Here is a 16,454-nt window from a genome sequence, read left to right on the forward strand (position 1 = left end):
TAGCTCCTAATTGGTTGCAAAGGCTTACAATAAAAACAGTCCTGTGCTACCTTGCAACCAGCAAGATGCAAGCACACTCACCCTGCAAACACATCAAACGTGCCGTACCCCCCCCAGAACAGCCAAGAGCTGGATCTGAAGACATTATTTCCCTTTGAACTAGACGATTTCCAGCAAGAGGCGATCGCAGCCCTTCAAGCTGGCAAATCCGTCGTCGTCTGCGCCCCCACAGGCTCCGGCAAAACCCTCATTGGCGAATATGCCATCTACCGCGCCCTCAATCGCGGCAAGCGCGTCTTTTACACCACTCCCCTCAAAGCCCTCTCGAACCAAAAGCTGCGCGACTTCCGCCACCAATTCGGTCAAGACATGGTAGGGCTACTCACAGGTGATATGTCTTTCAACCGGGAAGCACCCATCCTGGTGATGACAACAGAAATTTTCCGTAATATGCTCTACGGAACCCCTATCGGTGAAGTCGGCACATCTCTCACGGGGGTGGAAGCCGTAGTCTTAGATGAATGTCACTACATGAACGACAGACAGCGGGGTACAGTCTGGGAAGAATCGATCATCTACTGTCCCGCTGAAGTTCAACTCGTCGCCCTCTCCGCCACAGTCGCCAATAGCGACCAACTTACAGACTGGATTGGCAGAGTACACGGCCCTACAGAGTTAATTTACTCCGACTTCCGCCCAGTCCCCCTGCAATTTCACTTTGCCAATCAAAAAGGCCTCTTTCCCCTCCTGGAAGCAGGCACAAAAAAAGTCAACGCCCGCCTCGTACCCAAAAAAAAGCAGCAAAAAGAAACCAGAGGCAATATCCCCGTCCCTAATTTGCCAGACATTCTTTCTGGCTTGCAGCAAAGGGATATGCTGCCAGCAATTTACTTTATCTTCAGTCGCAAAGGATGCGATCGCGCCGTTGGCGAAATGGGCAATTTGTCCCTAGTAACGGAGAAAGAATCGGCCTCACTCCGCCGGATTGTGGACGACTTTTTAGAACGCAATCCAGAAGCCCGTCGCGCCGGACAAGTAGAACCCCTCTACCAAGGCGTAGCAGCCCACCACGCAGGCATTTTGCCCGCTTGGAAAGGATTAGTTGAAGAACTTTTCGGCATGGGTTTAATTAAAGTCGTATTTGCCACCGAAACCCTCGCCGCCGGGATCAATATGCCCGCCCGTACCACAGTAATTTCCACCCTTTCCAAACGCACAGACAGGGGACACCGCCTGTTAAATGCTTCCGAATTCCTACAAATGGCGGGTAGAGCTGGCAGACGGGGGATGGATGAGGTGGGATACGTTGTTACCGTGCAAACACCCTTTGAAGGGGCAAAAGAAGCCGCTTACTTAGCGACAGCGGGAGCTGATGCCCTTTCCAGCCAGTTTACCCCTAGCTATGGCATGGTATTGAACTTGCTGCAAACTCACACTCTGGAAGAAGCTAAAGAGCTTGTAGAACGCAGTTTTGGGCAGTATATATCAACTCTGCACTTGCAGCCCCAACAAGCAGAAATTGACATCCTCAAGAGGGAATTAGGGGCGATCGAGGCACAGTTAGACTCCAGCGGCAAAAACATCGCCTCTCTAGAGAAATTACTCGCCAATTATGAAAAATTGCAAGGGCGAGTTAAAGAAGAAAAGCGGATCTTAAAAACTTTAGAGCAACAGGCAGAAGAAATACGGCTTAAAGATATGGCCGTTGCCGTTGCTTTTGCTGTAATTGGCACAGTGCTTAGTCTCAAAGGTAAGCACGTCCCGACAGCTAAACGACCCCAAGCACCAGCTTTACCAGCGGTATTAGTTGCCAAAATACCGGGGCCTGGTCAAGCTCCTTACTTGGTATGTTTGGGTAGAGATAATCGCTGGTATGTTGTGGCAATTAGCGACGTGGCGGGCTTGTATGCCGAAATTCCGCGCTTGAGTGTGGTGGATAGTTTGGGCGTTCCCCCTGAAATGGCGATGAGATTGGGCCAGTGTCGGCTGGGGAATGAAGATACAGCCGCGATCGCACGTTTAATTCCAGAAATGCCCACGCCCACACCGCCCCCAGAAGCGATCGCACAGCAGCAGCGCATAGCCGCACTAGAACAACAGCTAGAAAATCACCCCCTCCACGAATGGGGAAACCCCGCTAGCTTGCTTAAACGACAACGCAGACGCGGATCGCTGGTCAAAGAAATTAGCGATCGCCAACAGCAGCTAGAAAAAAAACGTGCTCGCTACTGGGAAGAATTTCTCAATTTAATCGCCATCTTACAAAGCTTTGGCTGCTTAGATGGCTTAATGCCAACAATGTTAGGCAAAGCTTGCGCTGCCATTCGCGGTGATAATGAATTGTGGCTAGGTTTGTCCCTAATGTCGGGCGAATTTAACGAACTTGACCCCCATCACTTAGCTGCTGCTTGTGCCGGCTTAGTCACCGAAGTTTCTCGGCCAGACAGTTGGACTCGCTACACTTTGTCCCCCGAAGTTTTAGAAGCTTTAGACAATTTACAGCGAGGTCTGCGGCGGCGAGTATTCCAAGTACAGCATCGCCACGACGTAGCAATCCCTATCTGGTTAGAGCGTGAAATCATCACTTTGGTAGAACAATGGGCTCTTGGCGTAGAATGGCTTGACATTGTGGCCAACACGAGTTTAGATGAAGGCGATGTGGTGCGGATTTTGCGCCGGACTTTAGATTTCTTATCTCAAGTTCCTCACGTACCTTATATATCTGAGTCTTTGCGAAGCAATGCCTATCGCGCTATGCAGTTAATTGACCGCTTTCCTGTTAATGAAGGGGTTGATTGAATAATAGTTAGTGGTTAGTTGTTAGTTGTCGGTTGTTAGTTGTTGGTTGTTTGTTGTTGGTTGTTTGTTGTTGGTTGTTTGTTGTTAATATTTGACAATTACAAGACTTACGCAAAATCATCCGTAACGCCGCCTTCTAGGCGGTAACATCACCGCCTAGAAGGCGGCGTTACGTAAAATGTGCAGAAGTCTTAATATTAAGTGAGTTCGATGGAGTGCGATATTGTTAGTTAATTTATTTTTTCCAACTAACAGTTAACAACTAACAACTAACAGTTAACAATTAACAGTTAACAATTAGTCCAAGTGGTGTGTTGATGAGTTTTGATACCAATGCAGCTTAAGAAGTTTCACATAATGCCTGATAATCGCCTTCAGGCTAGAAAAACGCGACTGCTCGTACCTGCGCTATTAGGAACTTTAGCTAGTAGCTTAATTAATTTACTTGTATTATTTCCCTCTCCAGGGTTAGCAGAATCAGTCTTGGGTGTAGTTCGCAGCTCAGACAATTCTGCTGATTGGATTAAGATTACAACACGGCTTTGGGAAAGCGGAATTAGCCGTTATAAACCAATTAATCTCGAAGATATCAAAAGTGCAGCGGATTTAGCCGGCGTTTCTGTACTATTTTTGCCCAACATTGAAACCCTTAGTGCAGTCCAAGTTAAAGCAATTGAAGAGTGGATGAAACAGGGAGGGCGATTAATTGCTACAGGCCCAGTGGGGCGAAGTTCTCCAGCTTTAGTCAGACAATCACTGCGATCGCTCTTAGGCGCTTATTGGGCTTTTCCCTTAACTCAAGCCACAACACCTGAACCCCGGTTACGGTGTCGAGATATTGCTTGTAAAACTTCTACTAATTGGGTTCCACCTGAGCAAGCCAACGCCACAGTCAAAGGTGGCGTATTAATTCCCGCTGATATGAACAGTCAAACCGCTGCGATCTGGAAACAGAGCGACGGTTCCTCAGCAGTAGTTGCTAGCGATCGCGCTACCTATTTAGGTTGGCGCTGGGGTACAGACGGATCGCCAGAGTTAGATCGAGTTTGGATGCAAGCATCCTTAACCAGATGGGGCGGCGCTGTTGGTCCCGTAACCGATGTAGCAAGATCGGGACAGGGAAGCGGGGGAGCGGGGGAGCAGAGGAGCGGGGGAGCGGGGGGGCAGGGGAGCGGGGGAGCAGAGGAGCAGGGGAGAATTTCTCGCTCTACACCAGTTAATCCCTCTCCGCCATCTACCCTATTTCCCCCATCTCCCCCATCCCCCCCATCCCCATCTGGGCCTGTTCCAGAGAATTTCACAGATCCCTCAGAACAGTCAGCACCCCCTGGTTTAGATGTAGAAGCGAGTGCTAATAAGCCCATCAGCACCATCGAAGCGTACTTGATGCGCCAAGAACTCACAAATCTTTTGGGTAGGTTTGAAAGCTCTCTGATCGCGGCTAATTCTGCGAATGTAGCTATCAACCTCAACGCTGCAAACTTTGCACCCCAATTGGTAGCGGCGACTAACAATATGGGTGGTGGGGTTGCTACTAGGCCTCCAGTTATAGAAGGGGCCGCTGCGGGTGCGATCGCACAGGCGAAGCAAGTGCTACAAGAGTTTGATCGCCTGATCGCAGCCCAAAACTACACCGCCGCTAGGCAACAATGGTTACAAGCGCGTCAACAACTCTGGCGAAACTACCCCACAGAAGGACAACGAGCCGGCGCAGAAATTCGTGCCGTTTGGCTAGATCGAGGCAGTATTGTCAAAGCTGGTTCTGAGCAAGGATTAGCCGCAATTTTTGACCGTCTCGCCCAAGCCGGCATCAATACAGTTTTCTTTGAAACATTAAATGCTGGATATCCTATTTATCCCTCTCAAGTTGCACCGCAACAAAATCCCCTAATAGTTGGGTGGAACCCACTGGAATCTGCTGTGAAATTAGCCCACGAGCGGGGTATAGAGTTGCACGCTTGGATCTGGGCTTTTGCTACTGGAAATAAGCGGCATAATGCCTTGCTGGGACTCCCTGGGGATTATCCCGGGCCGGTACTTTCGGCTCATCCAGATTGGGCAAATATAGATAATCAAGGTCGCCGCCAGCACGTCAATGATGGCAAATTTTACCTCGATCCTGCCAATAAAGAAGCCCGCAGTTATTTACTACAAATAATTGGGGAAATTTCCAGTAAATACAAAGTTGACGGCTTACAACTGGATTACATTCGCTATCCTTTTCAAGACCCAAATTTGGGTTTTAGTTTTGGTTATGGGAAAGCCGCCCGCGAACAATTCCAGCAAATCGCAGGTGTAGATCCGGTTAAACTTTCTCCCGATAGTGGCGATTTATGGCGTAAGTGGACTGAGTTTAAAACCGAACAAATTAATAGTTTTGTCGCTGAAGTTTCCCAGTTTTTGCGACAGAATCATCCTGGCACAATTTTGTCAGCAGCAGTCTTTCCTCACCCAGAAAGTCAGCGGATTTATAAGATTCAACAAAACTGGGAAGTTTGGGCGCGTCGGGGTGATGTGGATTTAGTTGTGCCGATGACTTATGCTTTGGATACTAATAGACTCCAACGGATTGCACAACCCCTAGCGAGGGAACAGAATTTAGGCCCGACTTTAATTGCTCCAGCAGTGAAGTTATTGCAGTTACCTGAAATTGTGGCAATTGACCAAATTCAAGCTTTGCGAGATTTGCCAACGGGGGGTTATTCAATTTTTGCTGTTGAGACGATTACTAATAATTTGCAAAGTTTTTTTAGTCGCACTCAAGGTCAAACTCCTGTGCGTTCTCAGTCTGCAAATGGGCCTATTCCTTATCGTCAACCTTTTGAGGCTGCTGCTGTTCGCTATACTGCCTTAAAGCAGGAATGGAGTTTGCTTTTAGCTACTAATCAACTGCGAATTTCTGATTCTGAGCTTAAGGGTTTACGCTCTCAATCTGATGAGTTAGCGCAGGCTTTGAGTGCTTTGGCTGCTAATCCTTCTGGGGATAAGTTAGCGAATGCTAGGAGGTTGTTAGGAGCTTTTGAATCTCAGTTTAAAAATTCAATGCGGCTTCATGCTATGGAGAATAGTTATCAGGTTCAAACTTGGCAGAATCGTTTGGCAAGTTTGGAGATGCTATTACGTTATGGGGAGAGAGTGGAGTTGAACCGGAGATGAATAAAGATATGAGCATCAGTCCTATTAACAGTTAACAATTAACAATTAACAGTTAACAGTTAACAGTTAACAGTTAACAAAAATTCTGATGCAATCAGATTTGATAGAATTTCCGTCAGAGGTTGAGGTTTTGTAATGAAATAGCCTTGTGCGTAATCAACTCCAATCTCTTTAATTCTTTGTAAGATGGTCTCGTTACTAACAAACTCGGCAATTGTTTTAATACCCATAATATGTCCGATGCGATTGATTGCTTCTACCATTGCGTCAGCAATAGGATCGTTGGCGATATCTTTAACAAAATATCCATCAATTTTTAAGTAATCAACTGGTAAATTTTTCAGATAGGCAAAGGAACACATACCACTGCCGAAATCATCTAAAGCAAAACAACAGCCTAACTTCTTAAGTTCCTGAATAAATTGTACAGCTTTACTAAGATTAGCAATTGCTACGGTTTCAGTAATTTCAAAACAGATGATTTGCGGTGGAATTCTGTAAAATGTAAATTGATTTTGCAGAAACTCAATGAAAGTATCATCATTAATACTTGCACCAGACAAATTGATAGCATAAAGAGATTTTTGTAGGGGGATTTGTGCCTTACCATTAAATTTAGGATTCCCCATCCTTAAGCCAGAATTAGCTAAACTAGAAAATAACTTACGGATTACCCAACGGTCAATTGCTGGCATTAAATTGTAGCGTTCAGCAGCAGGCATAAAGCTACCCGGAGCTACTATTTCTCCGGCTTCATTCAACATCCGTAGTAAGATTTCATAGTGTACTCCTTCGCTCCAATCTGAGGTCAGAGGTGCAATAGTTTGAGAGTAGAGGCAAAAGCGATTTTCTTCTAAAGCTTGATTAATTCGCCCTACCCATTGAGTTTCGCCAAATTGTCTAGCCATGTCACTATCATCAGCTTTATATAGGTGCAAGCGGTTGCAACCTTTCGATTTGGCTGCATAGCAAGCGGCATCGGCTGCACTTAATACATTCGCAGATCCAACATGGCAGGCAATCTCTCGATCGTTACTCCCAATCGCAACTAAACCGATACTAACGCTAATACTAAATGTTTTTCCATCCCATATAAATCGAAAATTTTGGATTTGCTCTCGCAAATAATCAGCTATTTGGAGGGCACGATTTATTGAACATTTATAAAGCAACAAACCAAACTCATCTCCGCCTAAACGCGCTAGGATATCTGTCTCTCGGACTTTGCTTTTCAATAAGCCTGTTACTTGACGCAGCAATTCGTCACCGGCTGCGTGACCGCAAGTATCGTTAATTATTTTGAATCTATCTAAATCCAAATAACATAAAACGTGCTGTTGATTTAAAGTTTTACTGCTAGTAACGGCTTCTTCTAGCAGCCGTTCAAATTCGTGGCGGTTAATTAATCTAGTGAGACGATCGTGAGTAGCTTGCCATGTTAATTGGCGTGACAAATTCCGCGCTTGCGTGACATTCCGAAAGACTAAAATCGCTCCCATAATTTGACCGGAACTGGCATAAATTGGTGCGGCGGAATGATCGATCGCAAATTCCCGACCATCTTTAGCAATCAAAACCATGTTTGTCGCGGTGGCAACTATCCGGTTTTCTCGGAATACTGCTGTAACGGGATTTTCTACTACCTCGCGAGTGGTTTCATTTACCAGTTGGAATACCTCACTTAGGGGCTGACCTTTGGCTTCTTCAGTTTGCCAACCAGTGAGGATTTCGGCAACGGGGTTGAGAGACTGAACCTCACCCTGTGCATTGGTAGCGATCGCGCCATCCCCAATCGATTGTAATGTTACTTGCGCGAGTTCTTTTTCTTGAAATAAAGCTTGTTCAATTTGTTTGCGATCGCTAATATCGCAAAAAGCGCTCAGAATTGCCGCTTCCCCATCAAACATCAAGGCCTCCAGGGAAGCTGAAACCCAAAATGGTGTCCCATCTGCCTTCTTAGCGCGAACCTCGTAATTTCGCAGGTATCCTTGACACATAAAAGCTTCTAGCAAAGCTTCCCGTTCAGCCAAATCATAGTAAAATTCTGAGGTTTTATGGTGTAAGAGTTCTTCACGATCCAACCCAAAAGTCAGGGCAGTATATTCATTAAGATACAGCGGTACACCGTCGCTAGCACGAGTAATCACTACTGGAATTGGAGTTGCTTCCGACACAGCGCGAAACTTAGCTTCACTTTCCCGTAACGCGGTTTGAGAGAAATCTAGCTGAGTCAACATCTTATTAATTGTCGTAGCTAAACTTGATAATTCATCGGAACCAGGTATTTTTAAGTGTTGCGAGAGATTACCTGAAGAACCGATTGATTTCACGCCTGCACTCAAAGACGCCAATCGCGATAGGATTAACTTTTCCAGTACAGTTATGCCAACCAGACCAAAAATTGCACCGCCGATCAGAAGCGACCAAGTAAAATAACGCAGGCTGGCTTGACCTTGTTTATAAAGATCTCTATGAAGTTCTACTCGCAATAACAATGATTCTTTTCCGTAGATATCTTTAAGTTTTGCATAGCCTGCGATCGCATCAGCACTTAAAGACTGCACAGTAATTGGACAGTTAGCATTGAAAGCAGAGCATTCTGCATAAGTTTTTACGGAATTAAGCCGGGGTAATCTTAATTCATCAAGTTTCAAGATAGAACCCACTTGCTCATCTTTCAGCATACCGTTTTCTGGTCGATAGGTACTAATTGAAAATTCAGTTTGCTGAGCTATGCGCTTGATTTTAGTACGATCTAGATAGCGCCCGACAATTAACGTACCTCTAATGGGGCCTTCATATTTATTAGTCAAAATTGGGCAAGAAGCCATCAGTATAGGCAATTCCTTAGTATCTGTCTCCGCCGTTTCATCCTGCTTGCCCAATCCCTCTGAGAGCATTACAATTCCTGTATGGCAGCTTCTGAAATTATGGTGAGCGAGCAGGGCTGAATCGGCATAGATATAGTTAAGTATCCTCTGAGGAATGGGTTCGGCTTGATACTTTTGTAAATCAAAACCTTTACTAAAAACAATCTGACCATTGCTGTTGAGAAACAGCATGATATTGAGCCGGAGATTGCCAAAGGTCTGATCGTCAAGATTTGCTTTGATGTAGCGCTTGTTAGCATCCTTAATGAAGGAGTACGTTTCATCCCAAGGTGCCCAATCTTGAGCGATGCTATTTAATTGATTTTGCTCATTAGCTAATGCCTCTATCACCCGTTCGACATTCTGACGGACGCGCTCTTTTTCTAGTTTATTGAATCGATTGAGCAAGATAGTGGATGAAGCTGCGTAGAGAACCAAATTTAGACTGACTAGAGTCGCGCCAAAGATTAATAATATTTTGTGTCGCAATGTCATGGAGTTTTTTCCTGATAGACTGCATTGAGCGATTGCAACTCATATCAAACCCTGAAAATTAAATATTAAATATGAGTATAACTGATATTTAATATTTAATTTTCATTTTGAATTGACCATTACTTACTTACTTACCAGTAATTCCCTGATAGCAGGATTAAAGTACAATGGCTGTAGGGAGCAATCCCCTTGTCGTTGTCCCTCGATCGCGACAAGTACAGGAGGACATAACCCTTACAAATTCTTTACAATTCATTTCGGTTTGCTAGATTTCCTGTAAAATGACTTTGCAACCGGATTTGATATTGCCCATAACACCTTATTTACACCCCAAGATTATTGTCGAGACTGCCTTGGTCACACCGTCAAGGTGAAGCGGTAAAAGAACCGCCCACAGGGCAGAGCTACGTAAGTAATTGGTAATTTCTGTCCCAGAGAGTTTGCCAATCTAAGTAATCTCAAGTAAGTGTTCCTACTACTTTAGCCTTAGTCTTGCCTAAGTGTCTCTGGCACTCCCACTGAGGACAGACCTGCGATCGCCCTCAGATTTTGAGAACGAATCAACTCAGTGAAATTTAAACTCCCACGCCCCTCAATCTGGGCGACGGCTTCAATGGCAGAGAGTAAATGCCGAGCAGCATCCGTTTCGCTATAGCCTCGCCGCCCCGCAACCCGAATAGCAGTTTCATCGGCTTCTAATTCTAATTGAGGACTGCGACTCGATTGCCAAATACGAGTCAGGCCTAGCCCCGCTAGACCACCAGCAACCACAACCCCCACCGCATCCCCCTGAACTCCTTGAGCGATCGCACCTAAAATCCCTGCCAGTGCAACGCCTTGATAAAGTTCTGGTTTAAACCACTTCACAGCGCACAACCAGCCCTGAGTCCGCAATATCAACAAATCCCGCTGCGGCTTCGACAACCGCCGCCATAGGTCAAAATTGACGTAAATCAAACGTTCCGGCTTCCAAGGCAGCGGAAAAGGGCTGTCAATCACTGTTGCTTGCTGCGGTTTGCTGATTATTTTAGCCATCATGCGACCAGAGGCGGGCATGATATCTAAGAGGCGGCGAATTTCTGGTTCAGGATTCATAGCTTTTACGTATAACTAGGGGCTAGGGGCTAGGGGCTAGGGGCTAGGGGCTAGGGCTAGGGGAAGAAGGGAATAGAATCTATGATGGCAGGAAATCAGAACGTCCTAACCGCCTTGACGGTTGCTATAATTGCTAATTACGAACAATACATAATTATTGATTAATATAAACCAATCTTTAAAAATATTTAACCTCTTGCTTCCCGACATGGAAACAAAAGGCTTTTCAATAATTAGCTAAACTTACTTCTTGTATAAATCGGGAAACTGTTCCCGCAACTGAGACAACTTCGGCAAATCATGGGCAACCACATAGGGATAATTCGGATTACGAGCCACAAAATCTTGATGGTAATCCTCAGCCGCATAAAAAGCAGTTAAGGGAACTAACTGAGTAACAATCGGATTACTGAAAACTTGCGCCTGATTGAGTTGCTGAATATAAGCAGAAGCGACTTGCTTCTGTTCATCATTTGTAAAAAAGATCGCAGAACGATATTGAGTACCCTCATCCGGCCCTTGGCGATTTAACTCTGTGGGATCGTGAGCGACAGCAAAGTAGATTTTTAGAAGCTGTCCGTAAGATATTTGCGAGGGATCGTAGGTAATTTCCACTGCTTCAGCGTGTTCGCTTTCCCCAGCACTAACTAATTCGTAATTTGCCGTCGCTTCATTGCCACCAGAATAACCAGAAACGACAGCAGAAACCCCTTTCAGATGCTCAAAAACAGCTTCTACTCCCCAGAAGCACCCTCCAGCAAAAACGGCAGTTTGTTTGCCCTTTGCCATCGAAATCGAGATATCAGCAGCCGGGTCTGGTATTCTAGTCTGGGACGCACGACCAGCAAGTGCAGCCGTGAGTAAAATTATCGACAAGCTGCCTACTAGGTAACGAGATAGAGTCAAAATGCGAATTGCCATAGAGTTACAATATTAAATTTGGTGAATCTGTTTGTAATACGTAATAGAACTTATTTTGGATTGCTCCAATGGACATCAGTTTTTTTTCTAGAGGTTTAATCGTTGGCTTCTCAATTGCTGCACCTGTCGGCCCCATTGGAGTGCTTTGTATTCGCCGCACTTTAGCTCAAGGCCTCGCAGTTGGCTTAATCTCAGGTTTGGGAGCAGCTACGGCTGACGGCTTATACGGTTCGATTGCTGGATTTGGATTAACATTTATTTCCGGCTTTTTAGTTAGTCAGCAAGTATGGTTGCGAATTATCGGCGGCATTTTTTTATGCTATTTAGGTATTACAACTTTTCTGGCAAAACCCGCACAGTCCGCAGCCGAAGCCACAGGTAAAGGACTTATTGGTGCTTATGCCTCAACATTTTTTTTAACTGCTACTAATCCCTTGACAATTTTATCTTTTGCTGCCATATTTGCTGGTTTGGGAGTTGCTAGTGCTGGCAGCAATTATCTGGATTCAGGAATATTAGTATTGGGAGTATTTTTAGGTTCTGCTCTTTGGTGGTTACTACTCAGCACTGGGGTTAGTATACTCAGGAAAAAATTTGACGATCGCTCTTTAATCTGGATTAATAGAATTTCAGGATTAATTATTATTGTATTTGGCATTATTGCCCTTTTAGGTTAAGCTGATTAGTAGATTTGTAGGGTGGGCGCTCGCCGACAACTACCTATAGCTATAAGTTACAGGCTTTTTGCGGCGAGCGCCCACCTTACATTTAATTTGCTTACACCCAACCAACAACTAACAACTAACAACTAATACCAAATCCTGGTTAGTTATCCCCTTTATTAATAATAATCCGTCATTGCGAGCAAAGCGAAGCAATCGCAAGGTCTCTGCGATTGCTTCGCTTTGCTCGCAATGACAATAAAGGGGGTAGTAAACCCGGATTTGGTATAACAACCAACAACTACAACTAACAACTAACAACCAACAACCAACAACTAACAACTAACAACTAACAAACTTATTCTTGGGGAGCAGGAGCGGACAAACCTACTTGACGTGAAGGCTTTAAAACCACTGCTTTTTCCCCTTTAGATTTAGCATTTTTCCCCACATGATTAGCCACTACTCCTAAGCAGGGAATGCCAAAACTTTCTAATTGACTGAGAACTTGCTTAACTACAGAATTCTTAGTTTTGAGAACAGCCACAACCATCAAGATCCCCTCTGTCCGCGCCCCGATAAAATTAGCATCTTTAGCATCAATAAGCGGGGGCGTATCATAAATCACTAAATCAAACTTTGTTTGAAATTCCTCCATTAAATGCGCCATAAAACTAGAACTCATTCGTCTAGCAGCACCCGGCAAAGGAATCCCAGCCGTCAACACAAACATATTATCAGCTAGAGGCGATCGCTGAATAATATCATTTGGCTCCAGCTTATTACAAAGTAGATCGCTCAGACCTCTAAAGTTGGGTAAATCCAATAAAGTATGTAGCGTTGGCGAATGCAAATTTGCATCTACTAACAGCACTCGTTGACCAGCAAGAGCCGCAACTTCAGCTAAATGTAAAGCTACAGTAGATTTGCCATCACCAGGTGCAGCCGAAGCAATAGTTAAGGAGCCAATCTGACGGTCTGAGAATAAAAAACAGAGATTAGTGTAGAGAGCATCAAAAGCTTCTAAAAATGGAGATGAACTCCTGCTAGCGAGATCGTTGCTGACTAAAGAAGCATAACCATTCCGATAGTCGCGCGCTAATTTTTCAGAATCTTTATCTAAAGGAATTACCCCTAACATCGGTAATTGAATTGCATCTTTAATATCCTCAGCTACGTAGAAAATATTGCGTCTCTTTTCTATCCACAAAGCAGCTAGCATACCCAATACTAGAGCACCCACTACCGCCATCGCAAATTTGTTTTTAGCTTTACTGGGAGCCGGCTCTAAATTTCCAGCGGGATCGAGAGGTATCCGAGGCTTAGAAATCAGTTCCCAAGGCACTTGGTTTTGAGCTGCTTGCACTCGCAACGTTTCTCGCTGAGTCAAAAGTTGGTCGCGGGTTTTAGTCGCAATTTCCAACTGTTGCGACAATTCATTATACTGACGAGCCACCGCCGGAAATAGTTTGGCTTGTCGGTTTAAATCGTCTCTGGCCTGTGATATTGCCTGATTGCGAACTTCTAAAACCTGAATTTGATTAGCGGTATCAACTAATTGTTTAATCAGTCCTACGCGAATCGAATTTTGAAATCTCATTACTTTAGAATTGTTGGCATCAACTCCTAAGTTCTGTCCGATAATTCGCTGGGTTTGCTGATTGAGTAAATCTAACAAGTTGGCTCGCTTGCGTTCTAGAGCTTCTAGCAGGGGATTAGCAGATTTAAACCGCGCCGATTCTAAAGCAATTTGACTTTCTACTTCCTTCACCTTTACCAGTAATTCTTTATACTGAGGTTCTTCGCTCAAGGCGGAAGCAGCAATAGCTTCATTGGGGGTAAAATCTAATTGTTTCTGCAAGTTAGCATAAAGCGATCTCTGTTCTTCCAATAGCCTTTGAGTTTCTAATTCCTGAGTTTCAATGGTGCGAACTTGGGTGAGTAATTCTTCTCCTTGCACTTTCGGATCGCTGATTCTTTGCTGCTGCTGCAATTGCTGTAACCTTGATTTAAGGTCATTTACACGCTGCTGCAAGCCGGGAAGTTGATCTTCAATAAATTTAACACCTTCTCCAATACGGCTTTTCCGTTCTTCAAGGCTGTATTTTAAATATTTCTTAGCCATTTCGTCTAAAATAAACTGTACCATCTCTGGGTCTTGTCCCAGATACCGAACTTCAATAATCTTAGTTTGGTCAAGCAGATTACTGCCGACGCGGATTACCAGTAATCCTCTTTGGAACTCTTCGTAGGTAAACTTAGGATATTTAGTTTTAATCCGATCTACGATCGCATTAAGCATTTGAGGACTCTGTAGAATCTCAAGCTGAGTGGGGTAATCCAAGCTAAAAATATCTCGACTTGGCACTGCCGAGTCGCTGCGAGCGAGGGTGGAAGGTTCAGCAATTCTAGCTTCATTAGTCACAGGTTCTACTAAAAGCCGAAAATCTCCTTGATAGGTTTTTTTAGAAGTTTTGATATAAAATCCTGCCCCAACTGCGACTAAAGTTGTAATCGCAAGAATTAGCCATGCTTTTCGCCGGAATGTCCGCAAAAATGGGGCAAAATTTAATCCTTTTTGAGGCTGGGGACTAGACTCATCTGTATCGACGACAGGTAATTCTTGAAATTGTCGGCCTCGTTTACCAATTGATACAATTTTATCTCCCTGTTCTGTCTCCATGTTCACCTCTGATGGTTATTTGTCCTGTCACTCAATTACGCCTTTAAATGCCTATATCAATCAAAAGTTTACTAGGTGTCACCTCTAAAAAATTTACTTTACATCTAGCTCAACTATGAAATCTATGTGGTATGTGGGATACCCGCTAGTGAGATGCAAGTTAGATGGGTACAGCTTACGATCTAGGATCGTTTTTAAGACTTCCGATCGATTTAAAATCACCAAACGTAGTATTTTCTAATTGCCTCCCAACTCTAACCCCTTTTGCTTCAAATTTTTTTAGCATTGTGCAGGATATTGGTAGAGCATATACTATGCTAACATAACTGCACAGTGCCGCTTAAGCTCAGCATTGCAGCAAATTTCTCCTGGCAATAGGCATGACAATTGCTTATTTAGTTAATCAATACCCGAAGGTTAGTCATAGTTTCATCCGTAGAGAGATTGTCGCAGTCGAAACTTGTGCTAGTAGAGTTGCACGTTTTTCCATCCGTTCTTGCGACGCTGAACTTGTAGATGGAGCAGATAAAGTAGAGGAAGATTTGACTCGAACCGTCCTCGAAATTGGAATGCTAGGCTTACTCTGGAGCCTGTTATGGACTGCTGCAACTAAGCCGCTACGATTTTTCAGGGCGTTAGTGTTGATGTTCCGGGTTGGCTGGCATTCAGAAAGGGGCATTTTGCGCCATTTTGCTTACTTAGCGGAGGCCTGCGTGCTCCTGGGTTGGCTTTCAGATGTGGGTGCGACACACCTTCACACTCACTTTGGGACAAATTCTACAACTGTAGCGATGCTGTGTCGCGTTTTAGGCGGCCCTCCCTACAGTTTTACTGTTCACGGCCCTGAAGAATTTGATAAGGCTACGGTTTTAGCCTTAGATGAAAAAATTAAGAGTGCGGCTTTTGTGGTGGCGGTGAGTTCTTTCGGCAAAAGTCAGTTATGCCGATGGTGCGATCGCGCTCAGTGGTCTAAAATTCATATCATTCACTGCGGAGTAGATGCTGAGTTTTTGACTCAACCGCTGGTTCCCATACCGCAGGAACCTCGCTTAGTTTGTGTTGGTAGGCTTAGCGAACAGAAAGGCCACTTGCTATTAGTAGAAGCTGCCCATGAGTTAGCAGTTTCCGGCTTGAAATTTAAGTTGATATTAGTAGGTGATGGCGCACTCAGAGAGGAGATCGCATCTTTGATTGCCAAGTTCAATCTGCAAGAATATATAGAAATTACTGGCTGGGCGACAGGTGCGGAAGTTAAGGAACAAATTCTGGCGGCGCGAGCTCTGGTATTACCGAGTTTTGCTGAAGGTTTGCCAGTAGTGCTGATGGAAGCCTTAGCTTTGGGTCGTCCTGCGATCGCTACCTATGTCGCGGGTATCCCAGAGTTAGTTGAACCTGGTGTCTGCGGCTGGTTAGTTCCCGCCGGTTCAGTTAGTACACTAGCAGAAGCAATGCGGGCTGCTTTAGAATCGCCACCAGAATTACTAGAAAAAATGGGTAAAGTAGGACGCGATCGCATTGCTCAAAATCACGATGTTACTGTGGAGGCGAAGAAATTAGTAGCGTTAATGGCTAATGGCTAATGGCTAATGGCTAATGGCTAATGGCTAATGGCTAATGGCTAATTGGTAATTGGTAATTCAGGACTTACGCATTCTGCTATAATTTTCTGTCATTGCATTGGCGTAGCCTGCGCGTAGCGCTTGACTAGGCGCAAGCAATCTCAAGCCCTAGATTACGTCAAGACTACGTAAATCCTATTAATTGCTAATTCTT

8 protein-coding genes are annotated in these 16,454 nt (G+C 44.6%); 4 read left to right on the forward strand and 4 right to left on the reverse strand.

Going from position 1 to position 16,454, the window contains the following annotated elements:
* Window positions 1-99: 99 nt before the first annotated feature.
* Both OSCI_RS05800 and OSCI_RS05805 read left to right on the forward strand, forming a co-directional pair.
* Complete coding sequence (locus OSCI_RS05800; RefSeq protein WP_007353941.1) at window positions 100-2,799, forward strand: DEAD/DEAH box helicase; 2,700 nt, start codon at window positions 100-102, stop codon at window positions 2,797-2,799.
* Between the two features lie 357 nt (window positions 2,800-3,156).
* Window positions 3,157-5,955, forward strand: a complete 2,799-nt coding sequence (locus OSCI_RS05805; RefSeq protein ID WP_007353942.1) for a family 10 glycosylhydrolase — start codon at window positions 3,157-3,159, stop codon at window positions 5,953-5,955.
* A 59-nt stretch (window positions 5,956-6,014) separates the two neighbouring features.
* On the opposite strand, the gene OSCI_RS05810 is transcribed toward OSCI_RS05805, so the two are convergent.
* The 3 genes from OSCI_RS05810 to msrA all read right to left on the reverse strand — a co-directional run bounded on the left by OSCI_RS05810 (window position 6,015) and on the right by msrA (window position 11,336).
* Window positions 6,015-9,320 carry an EAL domain-containing protein gene (locus tag OSCI_RS05810; RefSeq protein WP_007353943.1) on the reverse strand — a complete coding sequence of 1,102 codons (3,306 nt, stop codon included), beginning with the start codon at window positions 9,318-9,320 and terminating at the stop codon, window positions 6,015-6,017.
* 486 nt (window positions 9,321-9,806) lie between these two features.
* The gene (locus OSCI_RS05815) at window positions 9,807-10,415 is read right to left on the reverse strand and encodes a DUF3318 domain-containing protein (RefSeq protein WP_007353944.1); all 609 of its coding nucleotides are present in this window, start codon (window positions 10,413-10,415) and stop codon (window positions 9,807-9,809) included.
* Between the two features lie 243 nt (window positions 10,416-10,658).
* Window positions 10,659-11,336: a peptide-methionine (S)-S-oxide reductase MsrA gene (gene msrA, locus OSCI_RS05820; RefSeq protein WP_007353945.1), complete on the reverse strand. Its 678-nt coding sequence runs from the start codon at window positions 11,334-11,336 to the stop codon at window positions 10,659-10,661.
* A 68-nt stretch (window positions 11,337-11,404) separates the two neighbouring features.
* On the opposite strand from msrA, the gene OSCI_RS05825 reads away from it, so the two are divergent.
* Window positions 11,405-12,013: a LysE family translocator gene (locus OSCI_RS05825; protein ID WP_007353946.1), complete on the forward strand. Its 609-nt coding sequence runs from the start codon at window positions 11,405-11,407 to the stop codon at window positions 12,011-12,013.
* Between the two features lie 343 nt (window positions 12,014-12,356).
* Here the strand turns inward: OSCI_RS05825 and OSCI_RS05830 are convergent, their stop codons facing one another.
* Entirely contained in the window at window positions 12,357-14,681 is a 2,325-nt protein-coding gene (locus OSCI_RS05830; protein ID WP_007353947.1) for a GumC family protein, read from the reverse strand.
* Between the two features lie 380 nt (window positions 14,682-15,061).
* Between OSCI_RS05830 and OSCI_RS05835 the strand changes: the two genes are divergently transcribed.
* Window positions 15,062-16,261 (forward strand): glycosyltransferase, encoded by a 1,200-nt coding sequence (locus tag OSCI_RS05835; protein WP_007353948.1) that lies wholly within the window; start codon window positions 15,062-15,064, stop codon window positions 16,259-16,261.
* Window positions 16,262-16,454 lie beyond the last annotated feature (193 nt).

The sequence above is a fragment of the Kamptonema sp. PCC 6506 genome (assembly GCF_000180455.1).
Classification (GTDB): domain Bacteria; phylum Cyanobacteriota; class Cyanobacteriia; order Cyanobacteriales; family Microcoleaceae; genus Kamptonema; species Kamptonema formosum.